Consider the following 22703-nt stretch of genomic DNA (forward strand, 5'->3'; position numbering starts at 1 on the left):
CATGACCACCACCGCACCGAAACTCAAGACCTCGGCGATGATCGCCTCGTTCGTCGACCCCGGCCAGCGCACCGTCACGGCGCCGTTCGGCCATGCGCTCGTCCGCGCCGCGGAGGCCGACCCGCGGATCGTCGGCCTCAGTGCCGACCTCGCCAAGTACACCGACATGCACATCCTCGCCCAGGCGATGCCGGACCGCTTCTTCCAGATGGGCATGGCCGAGCAACTCCTGTTCGGCGCCGCGGCCGGTATGGCCGAGACAGGACTCATCCCGTTCGCGTCGACCTACTCGGTCTTCGCCGCACGCCGCGCCTACGACTTCCTGTGCTTGGACATCGCCGAGCCGAACCTGAACGTCAACATCGTCGGTGGATTGCCCGGCCTCACAACCGGCTACGGCCCGAGCCATCAGGCCACCGAGGACATGGCGATCTTCCGCGGCATGCCGAACCTGACGATCGTCGACCCCTGCGACTCGGTCGACCTGGAACAGGCTGTGCCGCAATTGGCGGCGGCGCCCGGGCCGTCGTACCTGCGCCTGCTGCGCGGCAAGGTGGCGACGATTCTCGACGAGTACGACTACACCTTCGAGCTCGGCAAGGCCAAGGTGCTTCGTCCCGGCAACGACGTCGTGTTCGTCTCCTCGGGGTTGATGACCATGCGTGCATTGCAAGCCGCCGAACAGCTCGAACGGCACAACGTGGACGTGAGCGTCGTCCACACGCCGACCATCAAACCGTTCGACTCCGAGACCGTGCTCGGGGAACTGGCGAAGGGTCGCCGCGCCTACACGATGGAGAACCACACGCGCGTGGGTGGGTTGTTCGAGACCGTCGCCTCGGCGATCGTCGAGCGCGGACTGGGCGTCCAGGTCGGGGCCATCGCGTTGCCCGACGAGTTCCTCGACGCCGGCGCGCTGCCGACCCTGCACCACCGCTACGGCCTGTCCACCGACAGCATCGAGGCGCGGGTCCTCGCCGAACTCTGAGATCTCCGCGCCGTCCGCCCTTCTGGAAACGCCGTGCACGTACACTCATGTCAACAAACAGCAGTCAACATCGGTGTTGTCGACAGGAGGACGGCCATGGCGGACCAGAAGGGCGCGCTGCTCGGTCTGCAACGCACAAATTTGCGTGAACAGGCCGTCGCGGCCCTGCGCACGGCCATCACCAGCGGCGAGTTGCGTCCGCGGAGTGCCCTGGTCGAGACGGAACTGTCGGAGCGCCTGGGTATCAGCCGCGGCACACTGCGGGAGGCGTTGCGCCAACTTCAGCAGGAGGGGCTGGTGGTGTCGGGCCCGCGCGGCCGGCTCTCCGTGCGCAGCCTCGATCAGAAAGAGATCCGCGACATCTTCGCGGTCCGCGCCGCTCTCGAGGAACTCGCAGCCGTCCAGCTCGCCGCCCGGTCCGATCGGGGTCTCGTCGCAGAAGAACTGCGAGAAACCCTGTCGCGCATGGCCAGTGCGGGAGCCGACAATCTCGACGAGCGAATCGAGGCCGACCTCGACTTCCACCGCACGATGTGCCGCCTCACCGGCAACGAGACGCTCGTGCACTCGTGGACTTCGCTCGAGGGTTCGATACGGATGTCGATCATGTACGCCGGGACTGATCGAGCGCTCGGCAACATGGACACCGATCGCCACATGGCGGTGGTCGACGCGATCGACAGCGGAGACACGGCGGCGGCCCGACAGACGGTTGCCGATCACATGAACTGGGCGGCGGACAACCTGGTGCGGTGACCGGGCCACCGGTGCCGACCGTCAGCCCTACGTCGAGATCCTGAGGCGCATCGCGGCCCTCAGCCGATCACGCCTGCTGCAGCAGCGTCGAGGCGATCGTCGCCAGGCCTTTCACCGCGGCGGTGGCGTCGCGGTGCCACTGCGCTTGCACGACTGCGCCGTCGACCGCCACTCCGAGGGCTTGTGCTGTCCGGTTGCGGTTCGCACCTGGCGGAAGAGTCGCTTTGATGGCCGCGACCACATCTGCCTTGTGTCGAGCGGTGACGGCATACACCTCGGGTAGATCGGCCCCGATCTCGTTGACGCTGTTGATGAAAGCGCAACCGCGGAAAGAGTCCGCGGTGAGCCACTCCTCGATCGCCGACACCACCGCGGGGCGGCGACGATTGCCGGCAGCATGGCGGTCGAGCGCGCCGACGAACCACTCCACCCAGCGCCGATGTCGCAGATCCAGAAAAGCCAGGATCAGTGCGTCCTTACTCGGAAAGTGTCGATAGAAGGTCACCTTGGTGACCCCGGCCTCGGCGATCACCTTGTCGATGCCGGTCGCCCGGATGCCGTCGCGATAGAACAGCCGGTACGCGGTGGCCAGTATCCGTTCCCGAGCCGGGAGGGTCGGCACATCGATGTGCGGATCCAGTGTTTCGGCGATGCTCACGCCACCATCGTAGACAGATCTGTCCACAGTCTCCAGCGCCCGGGTGGACAAGTCTGTCTACATTGCCTACGGTCGTCATGTAGACAGGTTCGTCTACATGAGCAGGACACCTCCCCCCACACAGACTTCGACAGTGACCACGGGCCCGCACCAGGGGTGCTGGTGCGGGCCCGGAATCGCTTCCAGCGCGGGCGGGTATCAGGAGGAGGCCAGCGTCAGAAGCAGGTCACCACCCTCGACCTCGGCCGAGCCCGACACCGTGACCCGTTGCACCACACCGGAACACGGTGCGGTGATCGTCGCCTCCATCTTCATGGCCTCGATGGTCCCGACCGGCTCGCCGCGTCGTAGCTCGTCGCCTTCCTTCACGGCGAGCGTCACCACGCCCGCGAAGGGCGCGGCGAGGTGTCCCGGATCGCTGCGGTCGGCCTTCTCCGCCGCCCGCGTCGTCGACTCCACGGACCGATCCCGAACCCGCACCGGCCGAAGCTGTCCGTTGAGGATGCACAGCACGTTGCGCATCCCCGACTCGTCCGCATCGGAGATCGCCTCGAGCCCGATGAGCAGCTCGACGCCCTTCTCCAGTTCGACGCGGTGCTCCTCGTCCTGGCGGAGTCCGTAGAAGAACTGGTTCGTCGACAGGCGCGAGGTGTCACCGAAAGTCCGCCGATGCTCGAGGTATTCGCGATCCGGCGCCGGGAAGAGCAACCGGTTGAGGGCGCTGCGGCGTTGCGCCGACGTCCCGGCGAGAGCCCCGAGGTCGTCGTCGGTGAGTTCCTGCGCCGGACGCGGGTCCGCGCGGCCCTCCAACGCGCGCGTGCGCAGCGGCTCCGGCCAACCGCCCGCCGGTTCGCCCAGGTCTCCGCGCAGGAACTCGAGGACCGAGTCCGGGATGTCGTAGGCCGTGGGGTCGGCGGCGAACTCCGCGGCGCTCGCACCGGCCCCGACGAGCGCGAGCGCCAGGTCGCCCACGACCTTCGACGAGGGCGTCACCTTGATGAGCCGGCCCAGGGCGGCGTCGGCACCGGCATAGGCGGCCTCGACGTCCTCGAACCGGTCCGCCAGCCCCAGGGCCAGTGCCTGTTGCCGTAGGTTGGAGAGCTGGCCGCCGGGGATCTCGTGTGCATAGACCCGGCCCGTCGGCGCAGGCAGGCCGGTGTCGAACGGCGCGTACGCGGCACGGACCGCGGCCCAGTACGGTTCCAGCGCGCACGTCGCACCGAGGTCGATCCCCGTGTCGCGGTCGGTGTGCCGGGTCGCGGCGACGATCGCCGACAGCGGAGGCTGACTGGTCGTCCCGGCGAGAGGGGCGCTGGCCCCGTCCACGGCGTCCACGCCGGCCTCCCACGCCGCGAGGTACGTCGCGAGCTGGCCGCCTGCGGTGTCGTGCGTGTGCAGATGTACCGGTAGGTCGAATCGAGACCGCAACGCGCGCACCAACGTTGCTGCGGCGGCGGGGCGTAGCAGGCCGGCCATGTCCTTGACGGCCAGCACATGGGCACCCGCCTCGACGATCCGCTCGGCCAGGGCGAGGTGGTAGTCCAGCGTGTACAGGGTCTCGCCCGGATCACCGAGATCGCCCGTGTAGGACATCGCGACCTCCGCGACGCCGGTCCCCGTCTCGCGCACCGCGTCGATCGCCGGGCGCATCGCGTCGACGTTGTTCAGGGCGTCGAAGATCCGGAAGACGTCGACGCCGGTGGCTGCCGCCTCTCGGACGAACGCATCGCTGACCTGCTGGGGATAGGGCGTGTAGCCCACCGTGTTCTTGCCGCGCAGCAGCATCTGCAGACAGATGTTGGGCATCTCTTCCCGGAGGGCGGCCAGACGCTCCCAGGGGTCCTCCTTCAGGAACCGCAGTGCGACGTCGAAGGTGGCGCCGCCCCACGCCTCGACCGACCACAGCTGTGGGGTCATCCGCGCGACGTACGGAGCGACCGTCAGCAGGTCCCGGGTACGGACACGGGTGGCCAGCAGCGACTGGTGGGCGTCCCGAAAGGTGGTGTCGGTCAACGCCAGTGCGCTCGACGCGCGCAGTTCCGCGGCGAAGGCCTCGGGCCCCAGTCTGCGCAGGCGGTCGCGGGATCCTTCCGGCGGGGTGACCGACAGGTCGACGACCGGCAGCTTGTCGGAGGGATACACCGTCGAGGGACGCTCGCCGTTGGGCCGGTTCACCGTGATGTCGGCGAGGTAGCGGAGGATTCGGGTGCCGCGGTCGGCCGACGCATGCTGGTCGAGGAGGTCCGGCCGGGACTCGATGAACGACGTGGTCACCCGCCACTCGCCGAAGTCCTCGTCGGCCAGAACCGCCTGCAGGAACGGGATGTTGGTGGCGACCCCGCGCACCCGGAACTCCGCGATAGCCCGTTGGGCGCGCGCCCTGGCCGTGGCGAGATCCCGCCCGCGGCAGGTCAGTTTCACCAGCATCGAGTCGAAGTGCGACCCGATCTCGGAGCCGAGTCCGACGCTGCCGTCGAGTCGCACCCCCGAGCCGCCCGGGGTGCGGTAGGCGGTGATCCGGCCGGTGTCGGGCCGGAATCCGTCGGTGACATCCTCGGTGGTGATCCGGCACTGCACGGCGGCTCCGCGGATCTCGATCGACTCCTGGGCGAGCCCGAGGTCCGCGAGAGTCGCGCCCGACGCGATCTGCATCTGGGCCGCAACGAGGTCGACGTCGGTGATCTCCTCGGTGATCGTGTGCTCCACCTGGATTCGCGGGTTCATCTCGATGAAGACGTGGCGGCCGTCGGCACCGAGCAGGAATTCCACCGTGCCGGCACAGGTGTAGCCGATGTGACGGGCGAACGCGACCGCGTCGGAGCAGATCCGGTCCCGGACTTCCGGGTCGAGCCGGGGCGCCGGCGCCACCTCGACGACCTTCTGATGGCGCCGCTGCAGCGAGCAGTCCCGCTCGTACAGGTGGATGACCTCGCCCGCGGCGTCGGCCAGGATCTGCACCTCGATGTGCCGGGCGTCGACCACCGCGCGCTCCAGGAACACCGTTCCGTCACCGAAGGCCGTCGTCGCCTCCCGCGATGCGGCCTCGATCGCCGTGCGGAGACCCTCGGGTCGGTCGACCCGGCGCATGCCCCGACCACCCCCGCCGGCCACCGCCTTGACGAACAGGGGGAACCCGATCTCCTCGCCCGCCGCCACCAACTGGTCCACATCACTCGACGGCGCCGAGGAGACCAGCACCGGCAGGCCCGCCGCCGCGGCGGCGGCCACGGCCCGCGACTTGTCGCCCGCCAGCTCCAGCACGTCGGCGGACGGCCCGACGAACGTGATCCCCTGAGCCGCACACGCGCGCGCCAGAGCGGGATTCTCGGACAGGAAGCCGTACCCCGGGTAGACGGCGTCGGCGCCGGCTGCGACCGCGGTGCTGACCACCTCGTCGACCGAGAGGTAGGCGCGTACGGGATGTCCGCGCTCACCGATCTCGTAGGATTCGAACGCCTTCGCCCGGTGCACCGAGTTGCGATCCTCATGGGGGTAGACAGCGACGGTCGTCGCACCGAGTTCGACCGCCGCGCGGAACGCCCGCACCGCGATCTCGCCCCGATTCGCCACCAGCACCTTCTCGAACATGGGTTTTCCTTTCTGTCACCGGATGCGCCGGGGAGAACCACGTGGAAGGACGGGCGGCGCCGGGAAGTCTGTGACCCAGATCTCCGGGGTCTGCACGCACCATACTAGATACACCGTCAAGTTACTGATTGAGCGTGTACGCGCGACTCATGCGTCCAAACAGCTGCGAAATATCTCTGTACATGTTTCCATCAGCGTCAGCTTTCTATAGTGTGACTTGACATACACATCTCGTCACCTCGATCGAGGAGGAACCATGAGTGATCAGCCTGCGGGACCGGTCGACATCGACCGCTGGATCACCGACTGGGAGTTCAGCAGCCGCTACCCCGTCTACACCCGGGCCAATGCGGGCGAGGTCCTTCCGGACCCGTCGAGTCCCCTGAACGTGACGATGGTCTGGAACAAGGGCCTCAACATCGGGTGGCGCGAGGGTTACACCAAGCACCTCGGCACGCACCTGCCGGAGGAGATCGACGAGGTCATGCCGGAGATCATCGGCAACTTCGGCGGCTATCACTACACGAACTTCTCGATGACCGAGCTGAACGGTGCCCGCCTCCCGGGGCTGACCGTGCCCGTGTGGAACAGCCTGTGGGTCGGCGATCACCCCGACATCCCCGAGTACCAGCCCAAGCCCGGCGACGAGAACGCCGAACTGACCGCGGGCCTCGCGGAGAAGACCGCCTGGGCGCTCACCACCGACACCTTCCCGGAGGCGGAGGAGGCCAAGCGCCGCGCCGACGCCGCACGTGAGCAGCGCCCCGACTTCGCTTCCCTGTCCGACGCCGAACTCGTCGAGCACGCGAGGTCGCTGCTGCCCGACCTCATCTACTGCTACGCCTACCACCCCGTCACCACGACGCTGTCGACGATGGGCCCGGCCGTCGCCGGCGAACTGCTCGCGAGCATCGGTGAGGCCGACAAGCTGGGTGACCTGCTCAGCGGCCTGGGCGGTGTCGACTCGGCTGCACCGTCGTACGCGATGTGGAAGCTCGGACGCCTCGTTGCGGGCTCGGCCGAACTGACCGAGATCTTCGACGCCGGGCTGTCGTCGGTGCTGGAGACCATCGCGTCCAGCGAGTCCGCCGACGCCAAGGAGTTCCGGGACCAGTTCGACGACTTCCTCCACCGGTACGGGTCCCGCGCACCCAACGAATGGGACATCCGTTCCGACAGCTGGGAGACGAAACCCGTTCTCGCCCTGATGGCGATCAACGGAATGCGCAACAGCCCGGCCGAGGCCGACCCCGAACTCATCCTCCGCCGCAATCAGGAGAAGCGCATCGCTCTCACCGCCGAGCTCGCCGAGAAGATGCCCGATGCGGAGACGAAGACGGCATTCCTGAACGCGGCGAAATCCATCACCAAGTTCATGCCCTGGCGCGAGCGGACCAAGACCGCCTGCGTCAAGATCATGGGCGAGATGCGCGGCGCGCTCTACGAACTCGGCTCCCGGATGGTCGAGCGCGGCGTGATGGACGACCACCACGACATCACGATGATCGTCGACGACGAACTGGAGCAGTTCGTCGCCGACCCGGAGTCCTTCGCCGACACCATCAGAGAGCGTCGCGATCAGTACCTCGCGCTGTTCGATCTGCAACCGCCGTTCTTCCTGTTCGAACCGCTCCCGCTGTCGCAGTGGCCCCGCCGCACCGGGCAGCGGGTGGAGCCTGCGGTTCCCGGCGACGTCCTCACCGGCGTCGGCGGCGCTCCCGGGGTGGCTCGAGGACGCGCCCGCATCCTGCACGACCCCTATGAGGCCGAACAGCTGGAGGAGGGCGACATCCTGGTCGCGCCGCAGACAGACCCGGCGTGGACACCGCTGTTCGTGTTCGCGGGCGGGGTCGTCGTCAACGTCGGCGCCACCATCACACACTCCTCCATCGTGTGCCGCGAACTCGGAATCCCCTGTGCCGTATCGGTGCAGGACGCCACCGCCCGCATCACGGACGGCGCGATGATCGAAGTCGACGGCACCACCGGCCAGGTCACCATCCTCTGATGGCGACCGTCGGCCTCGCACTGCCCCAGCTCGGTGAACACGTCGATGTCGCGGCGGTGCGCGACTTCGCGGTGGCCGCCGAGGAACTCGGCTTCACCGGCCTGTGGGCGCAGGAACACCTCTTCTACTCCGAGCAGAACAGCTCCGTGTACGGCGGACGCCACACCACCTCGGTGCACCCGGCCTACCGGTCGGTGCTCGGGGCCACCGAACTGATGGCCTTCGCCGCCGCCTGCACGGATCGAACCCTGATCGGCAGCAGCATCCTGGTCGCCGGGTATCACCGGCCCGTCGAACTCGCCCAGCGGTTGGCCACCCTCGACCTGCTCTCCGGCGGACGCCTCGTCGCGGGGCTCGGCGTCGGCTGGTCCGACGAGGAACATCGCCTCATGGACGTCGATCCCCGGACCCGGGGGCGTCGGATGGACGAGCTGGTGCGCGCCGTCCAGGCGTGTTGGGGTCCCGACCCGGTGGAGTTCTCCGGTGACTTCTTCGAGATCCCGAGGTCGACGGTGCGCCCGAAACCGGTCCAGACTCCCCACCCGCCGCTGCTGTCCGGGTTACGCTCGGAACGTGGTCTCGCCCGCACGGCAGCGCTTTTCGACATCTGGAACCCCAGCAGCGGAACGGCCGACGCGCTGCGCGAGCAGCTCGATGCCATGGCCGCACAGCGCCCGGCCGACCGTGCGCCGGTGCGGTTGTACCTGCGTTCCTACCTCCAGCGCCCCACCGATCCGGTGGGTTCGGGAGGCCAGGGACTCGACGGCGTCGCCGCCGACCTCGAGACCGCGGTCGCGGTGGGTGCCGACCACTTCATCATCGAATGCAATTTCTCCGACGACATCCGGTCGTCGGACGACTGGGCCGCGATGCCCGAACGACTCGCGCCGCTGATCCGGCTCGCGCACGACGCGACCGGCCCGGCCGCCCGGGAGCAGAAGGAGAACGCATCATGAAAGCCGCCGTCTTCGAGGGCGATTCGCCGACACTGACCGTCGAGGAGATCCCGCGTCCGACGCCGCGCCGCGGTGAGATCCTGCTCAAGGTCACCGCATGCGGGGTCTGCCACACCGACCTGCACGTGCTGAAGTCCGAGGTGAGGTTCCCGGCCCCGGCGGTTCTCGGGCACGAGGTGTCCGGTGTCGTCGAAGCACTCGGCGACGGCGTCGACACGCTGGCCGTCGGCGATCGCGTCGTCTGCAGCTTCATCATGCCGTGCGGCGAGTGTCGGCACTGTGCGCGCGGAATGGACGACCTCTGCGAGAAGTTCTTCGCGCACAACCGTCTCAACGGAACGCTCTACGACGGCGAGACCCGCCTCCAGCGCGACGACGGCAGCCCGCTGGCGATGTACTCGATGGGTGGGTTGGCCGAGTACTGCGTGGTCCCCGCCTCGGACGCCTTCGTCGTCCCCGACGGCGTCGGACTCGGTGAGGTGTCGATCCTCGGGTGCAGTTCGTTCACCGCACTCGGTGCGGTCAACAACGCCGAACTCCATCTGGCCGACCGGATCGCCGTCGTGGCGGCCGGCGGTGTGGGTTCCTCGATCGTGCAGTTCGCCGCCGCCGCGGGCGTCGCGCAGATCATCGCGATCGACGTCAACGACGACAAGCTCAAGGCCGTGGCGGCGCTCGGTGCCACCCACACGGTCAACTCACGCGACACCGACGTCGTCGAGGAGGTCCGCGCGCTGACCGACGGCCACGGTGTCGACGTCGCGTTCGAGGCACTGGGACACCCGAGCACCTTCGCGACCGCACTCGACATCCTCGACGACGGCGGTCGCGCCGTCGTCGTCGGTATCGCACCCGCCGGTTCGCCGGGCGAGATCGACCTGGCCCGGCTCGTCCGGCGCAGCCTGCAGATCCGCGGTTCGTACGGCGCCAAGGCTCGCCGGGACATGCCCGCCCTGCTGCGCATGGTGGCCGGCGGGATCGTCGAACCCGAGCGGGTGATCACCCGTCGTTACCGCCTCGACCAGGTGGACGAGGCCTACCAGGCGCTGGCCCGCGGCGAGATCGTCGGCCGCGCGATCATCGAGATGGGCTCCGAGTGAGCGACTCCGTCGCGGTGGTCACCGGCGCCGGGTCGGGTATCGGACGGGCCGTGACCGAACTGCTCGTCGAACGCGGCGGTTCCGTCGTGGCGGTGGACACCTCCGCGGAGGCCCTCGCCAGGTTCGACGACCATCCGCAGATCGTCCCTGTCGTCGGGGACGTCACGTCTGCCGACGACAACCGGCATGCCGTCGAGACCGCCGAGCAGAGGCTCGGCCGTCTCGACGCGCTCATCCTCAACGCCGGGGTGCCGGCCTCCGGGTCGATCGAAACCCTCGACCTCGACGTCTTCGACCGATCCCTCGACGTGAACCTGCGGTCGGTGGTTCTCGGTGTGCGCGAGTCGATTCCGGCCTTTCGTCGGAGCGGGGGAGGTTCGGTCGTGGTGACGGCGTCGGCGACAGCCCTCGGCGGTGAACCGAACCGGTGGCCCTATGCGGCGGCCAAGGCCGGCGTGGTGAACCTCGCGAGGTCCCTGGCCATCGACCTCGCCGGCGACCGCATCCGCGTCAACACCGTGTGCCCCGGCCCCATCGAGACCGGCATGACGCGGCGGATCGCGGTGAACACCCCCGAGCGCTATGAGTCACTACGACGCATGGTGCCGCTGCAACGATGGGGAACCGCCGATGAGGTCGCCGAGGTCATCGCCTTCCTCGCCTCTCCCCTGGCCTCGTTCGTCACCGGTACGACGATCCCGGTGGACGGCGGGGCCACCTGCGGAAGCGGTCAGACGGTCCCGCCCCGCGTGGACGTGCCCGTCTGACCGCTCCGACTCAACGACGTGGATCGACGAGTACCTTCGTGTGCGAGCTGCGGCCCGAATCGAGTTCGGCGAACATCGATTCGAGGTCGCCGAGGCCGATGGTGCCGGTGTGCAGCGACGCCAGATCGATCCGCCCCTCCGCCACCAGGGTCATGGCACCGATGAAGTCCGAGTGCGTGTAGGCGAGCGATCCGATCACGGTGAGTTCGCGGCTCTGCCAATCCCCGTAACTCACCGAGGAGTCGGTCCCCGGATAGCCGAGCAACGCCAGCGTCCCGCCGCGTCGGACGAGTTCCGCACTCGGCTGCAGCAGCGACGCCACGCCCGAGCATTCGAAGACGATGTCGGCTCCGAGACCGTCGGTCAGCTCGGTCAGTCGGTCGCCGAGGCTCTCCGGGGCCAGGACGTCGGTGAACCCGAGCGCGGTCGCGGCCTCTCGTCGTGCGGGAGACGGTTCGGACACGAGGATCCGGCCCGCGCCGGCCGCTCGTGCGTGCTGGGCGGTGAGCAGACCGATGGGTCCCGCGCCCTGGATCACCACGGTCGCACCCAGCGGCACCCGCGCCCGCCGCACTGCGTGATAGGTGACCGTGGCCGGCTCCATCAGAGCGGCCTCGACATCCGACAGGGCCTCGGGTACCGGGATCGCACGTCGCGCCGAGACCCGCAGGCGATCCGCGAACCCGCCGTGTGCCGCCGCGCCCGGCGAGATGCCGTTGGCCTCTGCGAACGCGAGATCGCAGTTGTCGGCGTGCCCGACACGGCACTGGGCACAGATGCCGCATGCGGGGCCGACCCCGGCGATCACCCGTTGCCCGGGCCGCAGGTGCGTGACACCGGAACCCACCGCCGCCACCGTGCCCATCCACTCGTGTCCGAACACCGCAGGCGGCAGGCCCGCCGACTGGTAGCCGTGGGTGTCGGTGGCGCAGATACCGCAGAATCCGATGTCGACGATGACCTCGCCTGCGCCGGGCTCCGCATCGGTCTCCGGGGTCGTCTCGAGCACTCCGGGCTCGGGCACGTGGACGTAGCGGGCAGACGCTGCCGTGACCGTCATTCGTTGTCTCACTTTCCTGTCATGCGTTCGACGACCGGGGCGAACTCCTCGAACGCGCGATCACCGATCGTGAAATAGGAGAAACCGAATTCCTCGCGGCGTTGTTCCAACTGCTCGCAGATGTCGTCGACCGATCCGACGAGGGCGTGCGGGAACGACCGCAGTTCGGTGGAGGTGAAGCCGGTGCGCTCGAGCAACGATTCCTCGGTGACGTCCGTGGCACCCTCGATGGCCACGAAGTAGGCGCCGGTCTCCAGCTCGATCTGTGGCATCCGGTCGCCCGCCCCGGCCCGGACCCACTCGAGCTTCTTGTGGGTCTCGTCGACCGTGGACGTCGCCACACTGTCCGAACCGAGCTTTCCGGAACGGTTGTTGAAGTTGATGCTGACGATGTCGGCAGTCGCCCCCGCCAGGGTCAGGACCCGCCGAGCACCACCACCGATCATGATGGGCGGCACCATCTCCGGCACCGGCAGCGGCTCGAAGCCGGTGGCCCGTACACCGCCCCGGTCGACGTCGATGGTCTCGCCGGCGAACTGCTGCCGGCACAGTTCGACGGTCGCGGCGAGCCGGTCGATCCGCTCACCGGCAGACGGGAACGGCACACCCATCGCCTCGTACTCGGCGCCCAGCCATCCCGCACCGAGACCCACCTCGATCCGCCCCGGCGCGAACATCGCCAGGGTCGCAGCCTCTTTCGCGAGAACCACCGGTTCGTGGTAGCTGGTGCAGAACATCCGGCACCCGATCACCAGGTCGTCGGTCACCTCCGCCGCGATGGCCATGCTCGCGATCGGAGCGAGGGTGACCGGTCGGTGCGCAGTGGGATCGAGCGCGGGACCCGGACCGATGTAGTGGTCCGAGACGTGGAGGGCCGAGTACCCCAGCGCCTCGGCCTTCTTGGCGGTCTCACGCCATTGGGCACCGGTGCCCGATCGGTACACCTGCGCGGCGAAGCGGAAGGGTTTCTTCACATGCGTTGTCATGAGGGGACTTTCGTATCGTCGGGGTCGGCGACTGCGGCTGGTGCTGTTGTCGTCAGAGGTGTGCCCGCCGGCACTCTGGAGAGCAGCCGACGCGTCGCCGAACCGAGCTCCATCGCCCATCGGCGGGGATCCGCGTCGCCGCGTGCGGACGGGACCTCCACGCTGACCGGCATGTCGGGTCCGAGGATGCTTGCGAGTCGCAGCAGCGGCAACGCGCCCGCACCAGGCGCCAGTCGGTTCCCACGCGCTTCGGCGATGGCCGCGTTGTCGTTACGCGCCGGCCCGGTGACGCGGGCATCGCACAACTGCCAGTAGGGAATCCGCTCGTTGCGGACGCCGGCTTCGAGTTCGGTCACATCGCCACCCGCACGCGACCAGTGCAGCGCATCGAGGAGGAGCCCGGCCGACGACGACCTCGCCGAGGCCTGCTCGATCATCGTCCGGCCGGTACGGAGGTCGCGTACCGCGGTGAAGACCATGGGTTCGAGACAACAGCGCAGACCGTGATCGGCAGCCGCATCGGACAGCGCGGCGAGATTGTCCGCGGCCCGGTTGCGATCGTCGTCGAGCACGGTGGCGATCACGAAGCGCGCTCCCAGCGCCGCGCCCGCGAACAAGACCGGCCCCCAGTCATTTCGGGACGATCCCGGATGCAGTTTGACCACCTCGACATCGAGCACCTCGAGACCGTGATCGTCGAGTGCGAGCAGAGTGTCGGCGAGGAGGCGCGACCCCTCGGCGAGCTGGTGTCCGCGTCCGCCCGACCGGTCGGACACCCGCACACCGACCGCGTCGAATCCGCCGGCCGCGGCGTACTCGACGAACCTCGGCGGCGGGACCGCGAGCGCCGACAACGACGCGAGCGAGACGACCGGGTTCACGCTCATCGCGGCACCTCCTAGTTACTTTATTTTGACTAGTGTTACATGGATCATACTAGCGTTCGCCGTTCTGCTGTCCACCTCGACGAGGAGTCCTCATGTCCCCCACCCTCGGCGCGATCGCACAGATCGCCTACGTGGTCGACGACGTCGCCACCGCTGCACAGCGCTTCTCGGCACGGACCGGCGCCGGCCCGTTCTTCCTGCGTCGCAACATCATCGAGGTCGCCCACGGGCCCGCAGGCGAGGGAGGCGAGTTCGATCATTCGTCGGCCTACGGCCAGTGGGGCGCCGTTCAGGTCGAGCTCGTCGAAGTCCACTCGGCGGCACCGGCAGAGTTCGCGGCAACCACCTCCGGACGAGGACGGGTCCATCACGTGGCAACACTGGTGCCCTCATTCGACGATGAGCAGGCGCGGCTCACCGAACTCGGGCACCCCGCACTGCTGACCGCGACGACGCCCAGCGGAAACTCGTTCGCATTCCACGACACTCGCGCCGAGTTCGGCCATCTCGTGGAGATCTACGAGCCGGCGGCGTCGATCGTCGCGCTGTACGCGAAGGTCGCCGCGGCCGCGAACGGGTGGGACGGGCGTCGAGCCGTGCGGGACTTCTGAGAGACCGCGCTCTAGACAGCCGCAGCCTCGACCTCGAGCAGTTCGGCCGCGCGTTCACGGGCCATGGTCAGCACCTGTGGGTTACCCGAATTCCACAGGACGGTGAGGCGTTTGGTACAGATCCGCCACTCACCATTCACGCGAACCACATCGTCGGTGTAGTAGCCGCCGATCGTGAACACGGCGTCGCCCGCGGTGTTCGGCAGCACGTGTTCGGCCCGCACGTAGGTCACCACCCGGCCCGTGCCGGAATCCGAGTCCACGTCTATGTCGAAGTTGGACAGGAAGTGCTGGGATGCGGCCAGCCCGGGGAACAGCATGCGACCACGCTGGACCCAGTCGTCGGCACGGAAGCGGCCGGCGTTGCCCGCGCGGTAACTGGAATAGTCGATGTCGATCTCGTCGGTGAACACCGAGCGGTACAGCGCCCAGTCGCGCAGGTCGATGCCCCGCGCGAAACGCGCCAGCAGAGACGTCAGCGCCTCGTGATCAGAGGTCATGGGTGAGTCCTTTTCCTGTGGTGTGCGCACTAGGCGGGCATCTGCAGCGAGATCTTCTCGAAGTACTCTTCGAGGCCGTCGGGCCCGAGCTCACGGCCGATGCCCGACTTCTTCATGCCCCCGAACGGAGCCATCGGGTTGAATCGACCTCCGTTGATCGCCACCTGCCCGGTCCGCAGCCGGCGCGCGATCGACACGGCCGCGTCGTCGTCGGCCGCGAACACCGCACCCGACAGCCCGTAGTCGGAGTCGTTCGCGATCGCCACCGCCTCGTTCACGTCCGAGTACTCGAGCACGGTCAACACCGGGCCGAAGACCTCCTCGCGGGCGATGTCCGCGGAATTGTCGACGCCGCTCACCACGGTCGGCCGCACGAAGTAGCCGCCGGACAGGCTGTCGTCGAGACCCGGGACCTCGCCCGGTCCGCCGACCAGAACCCGCGCGCCGTTCGGCAGCGAGTCGAGGAATCCGAGGACGACCCGTTGCTGGGCCGCCGACGCCATCGGGCCGACGTCGTTCGAGGGGTCGAGGGGGTCGCCGACGGTCATCGCGCCGACGAGCTCGGCCAGGCGCTCCTCGACCGCGGCGATGTCGTCGCGGGCGACGATCAGCCGGGTCGTGGCGGCACATGTCTGCCCGTTGTTGACGAAGCAGCCGCGGACCGCGGCCGCCAAAGCCGTGTCGAGATCGGCGCCCGGCGCCACGATGAACGCCGACTTGCCGCCCAACTCGAGCGTGACTTTCTTGATTCCGGTTGCAGCCAGCTCGGCAACCTTCGCGCCCGCGCCCGTCGATCCGGTCAGGCTCACGAGGTCGACTCCCGGATTGGTGGCCAGCCGCTGTCCCACCGTCCGCCCCGGACCGGACACCACGTTCAGCACACCGGCCGGCAGACCGATGGCGTCGGCGATGTCGGCGACGACGAAGGCCGCGAGCGGCGCCACGCTGCTCGGTTTGACGACCGCCGTGCAACCGGCCGCGAGCGCAGGCGCGACCTTGGCCGCGAGTTGATAGAGCGGATAGTTCCACGGGGTGATCGCACCGACGACCCCGGCCGGCACGCGGAGAATCCGGGAGTTGCCCCGGCGCTCTTCGAGGGGCATCGCCTCGAGGGCGTCGGCCATGGTCCGGAAGACAGTGACCCCGAGGCCCACCTGCACGCTCCGCGAGCGACCGATGGGTGTGCCCACCTCCCGCGTCATCATCGTCGCGAGCTGGTCTTCGCGTGCCGCGAGCTCGTCGGCGAACGTGCGGAGGATCGCGGCTCGTTCGGGGACCGGAACCGTCGACCACGAATCGAACGCGACGTTCGCCGCCTCCACCGCGTCGTCACAGTCGGCGGTGTCGCCGTCGGGCACATGCGCCAGCGTCGCGCCGGTCGCGGCCTCGCGCACCTCGATCCGCGCCTCCGAGACCGACGGCACCCACTTGCCGCCGATGTACAGCTCGTCCCGGTCCTCGACCGTCGTGGCCTCGTTCGTGCTGGTCATCCCGCCGGACCCCTTCCTGCCACCCGTACTCTCGACAGTGGTGGCGATCACATCGACGACAGTAGCGCCCTAAGCGTATGCGGTGTCAAGTAAGTAGCCTCCACCCTAACTCTGTTCACAGTTTGGCCAACTTTCTTGACATGAACTACTATTTGGGTAACTTATGAGCAGCGTCACAACACCGGCGGTCGCGCCGTCCTGTCACAACGCACCGGTATCAGCCCCGTCCCGGCCCGGGACCCGATCTTCGTCTGCAGGAGCATCATGAACGACCTGGCGATCAACCTCTCGGCACCGACGACCGCAACGGACGAGCTGGTGGGGCTCGTGATCAAGGGCATGTACCGGGGTCCGGTGAATCCTGTGATGCAGGAGGTCATCGACGCGGGTCATGCCGTCGCGAAGGGGCCCATGGTGATGCCGACTCCCGCCGGCATCGCCGAGGCCGGTCGGCTCGTCCGACTCCCCGAGGGTGGCGATCAGGAACAGGCGATGATGGACTTCTTGCGCGCGTTCCTCCCGGTCAACCGCAGGCTCCGCGAGCTGTGCACCGCGTGGCAGTGCCGGCCCGACGGGTCCGCGAACGACCACTCCGACGCGCAGTACGACGCCCGGATCCGAGACCAGCTCGACGACATCCACACCGAGGTGTCCAAGTTCCTGCGTCGCTCGGGCAAGGCCGCCCCCGAGCTGCTCGACCACCGCGACCGTCTCCGCGTCGCGCTCGAACGCTTCGACGACGGGGACACCGCGTCCCTCACCTCTCCGCTCACCGACGGCTATCACACCGTGTGGATGTGGCTGCATCAGCACGTACTCATGCTGCTCGGCCTCACCCGCGCACAGGACGAGGCCCTCGAAGAGGAGCTCGTCGCGGGCGCGGCCGGATGACCCTCTCCGACAGCGCGGTGCACACCCTCACCCGGATCGCGGTACCCCACGGTCAGGGACGGGCACGCGGACTCGGCGCGGCGGAACTCGGCGTCCACGGGGTCGAGATGGACAACCTCGTCGGTCTCGGCCTCCCGGTCGTGCCCGGCCTGACGATCCCGGTCGGGGCGGGCGAAGAGCTCGCCAACCGCGAGACCGCCGGGGTCGCCATCGACCTGTTGGAGAAGCTCGCCGTTCGCGGCATCTGGCCCGCCGTCCGCACCGAGCGGCGCCCCATGCTGATGCACCTGAGATGCAGTGCGGCGGTACCGGTGTCGGCTCTTCCGCCAGCCATCTCGGTGATCGGCTTGTCCCCGCGCAACGTCGACGCCCTCGTCGACGTGATCGGCCGTGATCGCGACATCTACGACTCGTGGGCCGAGACGCTCCGGTTCATCGCGGAGAACGCACTCGGCGTCGACGCCGACGACCTCGACGACGTGGTCGACGATCATTCCGACAGCCGCGCACGCGTTCCGGCTCTGCTCGATCTCATCGTGGACGCGACGGGGGTCGCCTTCCCGGCCGACCCGGCCGAACAGCTCGGGCTCGCCGCCAAGGCGATGCTGACCCGGTGGGCGTCACCGCGCGGGCAACGGGCGCGCAAGGCGTTGTCGCTGCCCGACGATCTCGGCATCGCGCTTCACCTCCGCGCCCTTCGTCTGGGTTCATGGAACGAGTCGGGCTATGGATCGGCGGTCAGCCGTGACCTCGAGACCGGCAGGTACTCCCCGAGTGGGGTGTTCCACCTCGGCGTGCGCCGCACCGATCCCGAGCCCGGCCCCGGTGAGCCGCTGGGCGCGATGCCCGGTGGCACGGCCATCCTCGACCAGATCTTCGCCACACTCGAACCTCATCTGCGCGGCGTCGCGCAGGTCGAGTTCGAGGTTCGCGACCGCCAGCTGGCACTGCTCAGTGCAGGTGCTGTCGAACACCCCGGACCCCGGGCGATCACCACTCTCGCCGTCGATCTCGTCAACGACCATGCCATCGGCCGTCGCGAGGCCGTCGCGATGCTCGACCCGGACCTGATGCAGGACCTCCTCCATCCGCAGATCAAGCTGACCGGTGGCGAACAGCTCGTCGCGCGTGGCCTGCCCGCGTCGCCGGGCGCGGCGACCGGCGAGATCGCACTCAGCGCCGACACCGCGCTGCAGTGGGCTGCGCAGGGCCGCAACGTGATCCTGGTGGCTTCCGAGACCAGCCCGGCCGACGTCCCCGCACTTCTCGCGGCCACCGCGGTCCTGACCTCGAACGGCGGACTGGCGTCGCATGCGGCCGTCGTCGCGCGAGGCGCCGGGCGTCCGGCGGTCTGCGGCGCCACCGACCTGCGCATCGATCGTGCTGCCGGGACGGTGACGAACGGCGACCTGACACTCACCGAGGGTGAGGTGGTGTCCCTCAACGGACGCACCGGTCACGTCTACCGCGGCGCGGTCACCATCCGCCCCGCCGAACCCTCGGCCGAGCTCGACCGGCTGCTCGGCTGGGCCGACGACATCCGCCGTCTCGGAGTGCGCGCCAATGCCGACAACGCCGAGGACGCAGCGACCGCGTTCCGCCTGGGCGCCGAGGGAATCGGCCTGTGCCGCACCGAACATCAGTTCCTGGGCGACCAGTTGCCGCTCGTCCAGCGACTCGTGCTCGCGGAATCCGACGCCGAGGAACTCGACGCCATCGCCGCCCTGACCGCCGCGCAGCAGGCCGACTTCACCGAGCTGCTGCGCGTCGTCGGAGACCGGCCCATCACCGTCCGGCTGCTCGACGCGCCACTCCACGAGTTCCTCCCCGCCGACGGCGACTACCGCGACGAGGCGCAGGCGCGACGTGCCGCCGACGCACACGAGTCCAATCCGATGCTCGGTCTCCGCGGCGTGCGGTTCGCGATGGTTCAGAAGCGTCTGTATCCCGCTCAGGCCGAGGCACTGTTCCGCGCCTGGGTCACCGTGCACGCCGACGGATCGACCCCGCAGTTGGAGGTCATGATCCCACTGGTGTCGCTGCCCGGCGAGCTCTCGCGCGCGATCGCGCAGGTGCACGAGGCGGCGGCCGCCGTGACCGCCGACACCGGGGTGATGGTGCCCTACAAGGTGGGCAGCATGGTCGAGACGCCACGCGCGGCGCTCCTCGCCGGGTCACTCGCCGAGGACGCCGACTTCCTGTCCTTCGGCACCAACGACCTCACCCAGCTCACCTACGGCTTCTCGCGCGACGATGTCGAGAAGTCTATGCTGACGCACTATCTCGAGCACGGCCTGCTCTCCGACAGTCCGTTCGCGGTCCTCGACCCCGACGGGGTCGGCGCCCTCGTGTCCCGGGCGGTGTTGCTCGCCCGCAGTACCAAACCCGACATCAAACTCGGGGTGTGCGGTGAGCACGGCGGTGACCCGTCGTCGATCGACTTCCTGAACTCGGTCGGCCTGCACTATGTGTCGTGCTCACCTCGACGGGTCCCGGTGGCCCGTCTGGCCGCCGCCCGTGCGGTGCTGACCGCTGACTGAGAGGTTCACCATGACAACCGAACTCGACGACCTGAGATCGGCGGTCCGCGACGCCGTCGATTCCCTGGGCGGACCGTCGGTGTGTCGTGGCCTGGCGCCGGACGGCCCGGGCTGGGATGGACGCTCGTGGTCGCTGCTCGCCGAGCAGATCGGTGTCGCCGCGCTCGGACTGCCCGACGAGTGCGGTGGACTCGGTGGTCTGCCCGAGCTCCTCGTCGTGGCCGAGGAGCTGGGCGCCGGCGTGATGCCCGTCCCCTTCCTGTCGACGGTGCTGGCTTCGCAGGTGCTCATCCGGTCCGGTGGCGCCGACGACGCGCTGGCGCAGATCGCCGAAGGTGCACCGGCAGCCTTCGTCGGCCTGGACCGGCACGGCTGGTTCGATGCCGACGACATCGCATTCGCCGTCGATGCCGGCTCCGGGGAGCAGACGATCAGTGGTGTCGCGACCTCGGCGCTGGGTGCTGCGGGTGCGGCATGGCTGGTCGTGGCGGCACGAACCGACACCGGTGTCGCACTGTTCCTCTGCGACGCAACGGTTCCCGGAGTGTCGATCACCCCGCTGCCCACCCTCGACCTGTCCCGGTCGCACGCCGCGGTGACGCTGTCCGGGGTGCCTGCGCGTCGACTCCCGGTGGCGGGCTCGCCGGAGTCGGCGATCGTGGCGGCGCTCGACGTCGCGTGCCTGGTCCTGGCAGCCGAGCAACTCGGCGGGGCCCAGCGCAGCCTCGACCGGACGGTCGACTACGTCAAGGAGCGCAGGCAGTTCGACCGCGCGATCGGCAGTTTCCAGGCCGTGAAGCACACGCTCGCCGACCTGCTGGTGCTGGTCGAGTCGTCCCGGTCGGCTGTCACCCGCGCCCTCGACTCCGCCGACCTCGCCGAGGCGGCCTCCCTGGCCCGCGCCTGGTGTGCCGACAGCTACCGCACGGTCACCGCCGAGGCCCTCCAGCTGCACGGCGGCATCGGCTTCACCTGGGAACACGACTCACATCTGTACTTCCGCCGGGCCCGCGCCGACGCACAGCTGTTCGGTACCAGTACCTTTCACCGGGAGCGGATCGCCCTGACGTTGGGTTGGTGAGCCCCCTGGAGGTGCGAGCGAAGCCCCACTTCTCCCTGAGGTGCGAGCGACAAACCCCCCTGCTCCCTGAGGTGCGAGCGAAGCGCCCCTCTGCTCCCTGAGGTGCGAGCGACGAACCCCCCTGCTCCCTGAGGTGCGAGCGACGAACCCCCCTGCTCCCTGAGGTGCGAGCGACGAACCCCCCTGCTCCCTGAGGTGCGAGCGACGAACCCCCCTGCTCCCTGAGGTGCGAGCGACGAACCCCTCTGCTCCCTGAGGTGCGAGCGAAGCGAGCCACGAAGGGCTCGCGAGGTACCTCACCAGGCCCTTCGAGGCTCGTCGCTATCGCTCCTCGCACCTCAGGGAGCAGTGGGGGGTCGCTTCTCTCGGATCAGGGAGCAGAGGGGGTCACTTCTCTCGGATCAGGGAGCAGTGGGGGGTCACTTCTTTCGGATCAGGGAGCAGAGGGGGGTCACTTCTTTCGGATCAGGGAGCAGAGGGGGGGTCGCTTCTTTCGGATCAGGGAGCAGTGGGTGTGTGGTTCTTTCGGATCAGGAGCGGGGGTTGCTCTTCAAGCAGCGCCCACCTCAACGCCGGTCGCGGGCCGAGAACGGACGATCCTTGTCCGCACGGGGTTCCGGCGGCAGGCCGAGCACCCGTTCACCGATGATGTTGCGCTGGATCTGATCGGTACCGCCCGCCAGTCGGTACCCGGGGCTGCCGAGCAGGTGCTCGGTCCACGCGAACCGACTCGGGTTGGTCTCGACCGCGATGTCGTTGCCCAGCAGATCCGCGGCGATCTCACCGATCTTCACGAGAACATCGGACGCCATCAACTTGCCGACGGAAGCAGCGGGACCGGGTGACCGGCCGGCGGCGGCGGCACGCGCCACCCGATCGGCGGTGGCCTTACGCAATTCCGCCCGGATGTAGACGTCGGCGAGCTGCTGGCGGACGACCGGATCCCCGGCGGCCCCGACCTGTTGCGCCAGTCCGACCAGTTCGTCGACCGAGCCGCCCTTCTTGCGGGTGACCGATCCAGAAGCGGTCCGTTCGAAAGACAGTGTCGCACCGGCGATCTTCCACCCCTGGCCGATGTCACCGAGACGGGCGGAGTCCGGGATACGGACGTCGTTCAAGAAGACCTCGTTGAACGACGCCCCGCCGCTCATCTGTCGAATCGGCCGGATCTCGACACCGGGCGCGTCCAGCGGGATCAGGAACGCGGTGATGCCCTTGTGTTTCGGCAGATCGGGGTCGGTCCGGGCGAGCAACATGCCGAGATCCGCGAAGCGTGCGCCTGAGGACCAGACCTTCTGACCGTCGATGCGCCAGCCGTCGCCGTCGCGGACGGCCCGACAGGACAGGGAGGCCAGGTCGGAACCGGCTCCCGGTTCGCTGAACAGCTGACAGGCGAGGAGATCCGTACGCAGCAGTGGCCGCGCATAGGCCTCGCGCTGTTCGTCGGTGCCGAACATCGCGACCGCAGGACCGACCAGTCCGGTGGTGACACTGATCAGTTCGGTCGACGGGGGCACGTCGAACTCGAGTTCGGCGCGGGCCACCTCCGACGCATACGACGCGGGCAGGCCCCGCCCCCCGTGCTCGGCGGCGAGTGTCACTGCGCCGTACCCGGCGTCGTAGCGCTTGCGCCGGTACTCCCTCGCCGCATCGAGCAGCCGGCGCTCCTCGTCGTCGGACAGGTTGCGGAACACCGCGAGATCGGCGGGCCCCGACGGGGTTGCCGACTTGCGTTCCGCGATCCCGGAGAGCCATTCGCGAACCTCGGTGCGGAACACCGCGAGGTCCGACCCACCCGGGTCCGTGGGCGACAGTGCGGGTGCCGACATCGGCAAC

18 protein-coding genes are annotated in these 22703 nt (G+C 68.8%); 10 read left to right on the plus strand and 8 right to left on the minus strand.

The annotated features are described in order from the left end of the window. Position 1 precedes the first annotated feature (1 nt). Positions 2-988, plus strand: coding sequence for a transketolase family protein (locus tag BCM27_RS24115; RefSeq protein WP_004020487.1), 987 nt, complete (start codon positions 2-4; stop codon positions 986-988). 96 nt (positions 989-1084) lie between these two features. After that, positions 1085-1744 (plus strand): GntR family transcriptional regulator, encoded by a 660-nt coding sequence (locus BCM27_RS24120; RefSeq protein ID WP_004020488.1) that lies wholly within the window; start codon positions 1085-1087, stop codon positions 1742-1744. 67 nt (positions 1745-1811) lie between these two features. Here the strand turns inward: BCM27_RS24120 and BCM27_RS24125 are convergent, their stop codons facing one another. Beyond that, positions 1812-2402, minus strand: coding sequence for a TetR/AcrR family transcriptional regulator (locus BCM27_RS24125; RefSeq protein WP_033204152.1), 591 nt, complete (start codon positions 2400-2402; stop codon positions 1812-1814). 198 nt (positions 2403-2600) lie between these two features. Beyond that, entirely contained in the window at positions 2601-5990 is a 3390-nt protein-coding gene (locus BCM27_RS24130) for a pyruvate carboxylase (RefSeq protein ID WP_004020490.1), read from the minus strand. 256 nt (positions 5991-6246) lie between these two features. Here BCM27_RS24130 and BCM27_RS24135 point away from each other — a divergent pair, with 256 nt between their 5' ends. From BCM27_RS24135 to BCM27_RS24150, 4 genes are read left to right on the plus strand one after another with little or no spacing between them, the layout of a single operon-like run. Beyond that, the gene (locus tag BCM27_RS24135; protein WP_004020491.1) at positions 6247-7998 is read left to right on the plus strand and encodes a PEP-utilizing enzyme; all 1752 of its coding nucleotides are present in this window, start codon (positions 6247-6249) and stop codon (positions 7996-7998) included. Beyond that, positions 7998-8954: a TIGR03619 family F420-dependent LLM class oxidoreductase gene (locus BCM27_RS24140; RefSeq protein WP_004020492.1), complete on the plus strand. Its 957-nt coding sequence runs from the start codon at positions 7998-8000 to the stop codon at positions 8952-8954. The genes BCM27_RS24135 and BCM27_RS24140 overlap by 1 nt, the downstream gene beginning before the upstream one ends. After that, positions 8951-10054 (plus strand): zinc-binding dehydrogenase, encoded by a 1104-nt coding sequence (locus tag BCM27_RS24145; protein WP_004020493.1) that lies wholly within the window; start codon positions 8951-8953, stop codon positions 10052-10054. The genes BCM27_RS24140 and BCM27_RS24145 overlap by 4 nt, the downstream gene beginning before the upstream one ends. Continuing rightward, a complete protein-coding gene (locus tag BCM27_RS24150; protein WP_004020494.1) occupies positions 10051-10821 on the plus strand; it encodes an SDR family NAD(P)-dependent oxidoreductase in 771 nt (256 codons plus the stop codon). The genes BCM27_RS24145 and BCM27_RS24150 overlap by 4 nt, the downstream gene beginning before the upstream one ends. Before the next feature lie 10 nt (positions 10822-10831). On the opposite strand, the gene BCM27_RS24155 is transcribed toward BCM27_RS24150, so the two are convergent. Genes BCM27_RS24155 through BCM27_RS24165 form a run of 3 tightly spaced genes read right to left on the minus strand, consistent with a single transcriptional unit; the run spans position 10832 to position 13754 of the window. Beyond that, entirely contained in the window at positions 10832-11881 is a 1050-nt protein-coding gene (locus BCM27_RS24155) for a zinc-dependent alcohol dehydrogenase (protein ID WP_004020495.1), read from the minus strand. An 8-nt stretch (positions 11882-11889) separates the two neighbouring features. Continuing rightward, positions 11890-12867, minus strand: coding sequence for a TIGR03621 family F420-dependent LLM class oxidoreductase (locus BCM27_RS24160; protein WP_004020497.1), 978 nt, complete (start codon positions 12865-12867; stop codon positions 11890-11892). After that, a complete protein-coding gene (locus BCM27_RS24165; protein WP_004020498.1) occupies positions 12864-13754 on the minus strand; it encodes a sugar phosphate isomerase/epimerase family protein in 891 nt (296 codons plus the stop codon). Before BCM27_RS24165 ends, BCM27_RS24160 begins: the two co-directional genes overlap by 4 nt. Positions 13755-13846: 92 nt before the next feature. On the opposite strand from BCM27_RS24165, the gene BCM27_RS24170 reads away from it, so the two are divergent. Beyond that, complete coding sequence (locus BCM27_RS24170) at positions 13847-14365, plus strand: VOC family protein (protein WP_004020500.1); 519 nt, start codon at positions 13847-13849, stop codon at positions 14363-14365. An 11-nt stretch (positions 14366-14376) separates the two neighbouring features. On the opposite strand, the gene BCM27_RS24175 is transcribed toward BCM27_RS24170, so the two are convergent. Beyond that, the gene (locus tag BCM27_RS24175; protein ID WP_004020502.1) at positions 14377-14865 is read right to left on the minus strand and encodes a nuclear transport factor 2 family protein; all 489 of its coding nucleotides are present in this window, start codon (positions 14863-14865) and stop codon (positions 14377-14379) included. Between the two features lie 29 nt (positions 14866-14894). After that, positions 14895-16355: an aldehyde dehydrogenase family protein gene (locus BCM27_RS24180; protein WP_004020503.1), complete on the minus strand. Its 1461-nt coding sequence runs from the start codon at positions 16353-16355 to the stop codon at positions 14895-14897. A 264-nt stretch (positions 16356-16619) separates the two neighbouring features. On the opposite strand from BCM27_RS24180, the gene BCM27_RS24185 reads away from it, so the two are divergent. Genes BCM27_RS24185 through BCM27_RS24195 form a run of 3 tightly spaced genes read left to right on the plus strand, consistent with a single transcriptional unit; the run spans position 16620 to position 20867 of the window. After that, positions 16620-17246, plus strand: a complete 627-nt coding sequence (locus tag BCM27_RS24185; protein ID WP_004020504.1) for a hypothetical protein — start codon at positions 16620-16622, stop codon at positions 17244-17246. Continuing rightward, positions 17243-19786 (plus strand): putative PEP-binding protein, encoded by a 2544-nt coding sequence (locus BCM27_RS24190; RefSeq protein WP_033204155.1) that lies wholly within the window; start codon positions 17243-17245, stop codon positions 19784-19786. Before BCM27_RS24185 ends, BCM27_RS24190 begins: the two co-directional genes overlap by 4 nt. 10 nt (positions 19787-19796) lie before the next feature. Continuing rightward, a complete protein-coding gene (locus BCM27_RS24195; RefSeq protein ID WP_004020506.1) occupies positions 19797-20867 on the plus strand; it encodes an acyl-CoA dehydrogenase family protein in 1071 nt (356 codons plus the stop codon). 566 nt (positions 20868-21433) lie between these two features. Here the strand turns inward: BCM27_RS24195 and BCM27_RS24200 are convergent. Next, positions 21434-22696 (minus strand): acyl-CoA dehydrogenase family protein, encoded by a 1263-nt coding sequence (locus BCM27_RS24200; RefSeq protein ID WP_004022788.1) that lies wholly within the window; start codon positions 22694-22696, stop codon positions 21434-21436. Between the last annotated feature and the right edge of the window lie 7 nt (positions 22697-22703).

The organism is Gordonia terrae (assembly GCF_001698225.1).
Taxonomy (GTDB): domain Bacteria; phylum Actinomycetota; class Actinomycetes; order Mycobacteriales; family Mycobacteriaceae; genus Gordonia; species Gordonia terrae.

What these genes read in the sequence shown, in the direction of transcription:
- BCM27_RS24115 (WP_004020487.1), top strand. Translation starts at nt 2, where the DNA reads ATGACCACCACCGCACCGAAACTCAAGACCTCGGCGATGATCGCCTCG.
- BCM27_RS24120 (WP_004020488.1), top strand. Translation starts at nt 1,085, where the DNA reads ATGGCGGACCAGAAGGGCGCGCTGCTCGGTCTGCAACGCACAAATTTG.
- BCM27_RS24130 (WP_004020490.1), bottom strand. Translation starts at nt 5,990, where the DNA reads ATGTTCGAGAAGGTGCTGGTGGCGAATCGGGGCGAGATCGCGGTGCGG.
- BCM27_RS24135 (WP_004020491.1), top strand. Translation starts at nt 6,247, where the DNA reads ATGAGTGATCAGCCTGCGGGACCGGTCGACATCGACCGCTGGATCACC.
- BCM27_RS24140 (WP_004020492.1), top strand. Translation starts at nt 7,998, where the DNA reads ATGGCGACCGTCGGCCTCGCACTGCCCCAGCTCGGTGAACACGTCGAT.
- BCM27_RS24145 (WP_004020493.1), top strand. Translation starts at nt 8,951, where the DNA reads ATGAAAGCCGCCGTCTTCGAGGGCGATTCGCCGACACTGACCGTCGAG.
- BCM27_RS24155 (WP_004020495.1), bottom strand. Translation starts at nt 11,881, where the DNA reads ATGACGGTCACGGCAGCGTCTGCCCGCTACGTCCACGTGCCCGAGCCC.
- BCM27_RS24160 (WP_004020497.1), bottom strand. Translation starts at nt 12,867, where the DNA reads ATGACAACGCATGTGAAGAAACCCTTCCGCTTCGCCGCGCAGGTGTAC.
- BCM27_RS24165 (WP_004020498.1), bottom strand. Translation starts at nt 13,754, where the DNA reads ATGAGCGTGAACCCGGTCGTCTCGCTCGCGTCGTTGTCGGCGCTCGCG.
- BCM27_RS24170 (WP_004020500.1), top strand. Translation starts at nt 13,847, where the DNA reads ATGTCCCCCACCCTCGGCGCGATCGCACAGATCGCCTACGTGGTCGAC.
- BCM27_RS24175 (WP_004020502.1), bottom strand. Translation starts at nt 14,865, where the DNA reads ATGACCTCTGATCACGAGGCGCTGACGTCTCTGCTGGCGCGTTTCGCG.
- BCM27_RS24180 (WP_004020503.1), bottom strand. Translation starts at nt 16,355, where the DNA reads ATGACCAGCACGAACGAGGCCACGACGGTCGAGGACCGGGACGAGCTG.
- BCM27_RS24185 (WP_004020504.1), top strand. Translation starts at nt 16,620, where the DNA reads ATGAACGACCTGGCGATCAACCTCTCGGCACCGACGACCGCAACGGAC.
- BCM27_RS24190 (WP_033204155.1), top strand. Translation starts at nt 17,243, where the DNA reads ATGACCCTCTCCGACAGCGCGGTGCACACCCTCACCCGGATCGCGGTA.
- BCM27_RS24195 (WP_004020506.1), top strand. Translation starts at nt 19,797, where the DNA reads ATGACAACCGAACTCGACGACCTGAGATCGGCGGTCCGCGACGCCGTC.
- BCM27_RS24200 (WP_004022788.1), bottom strand. Translation starts at nt 22,696, where the DNA reads ATGTCGGCACCCGCACTGTCGCCCACGGACCCGGGTGGGTCGGACCTC.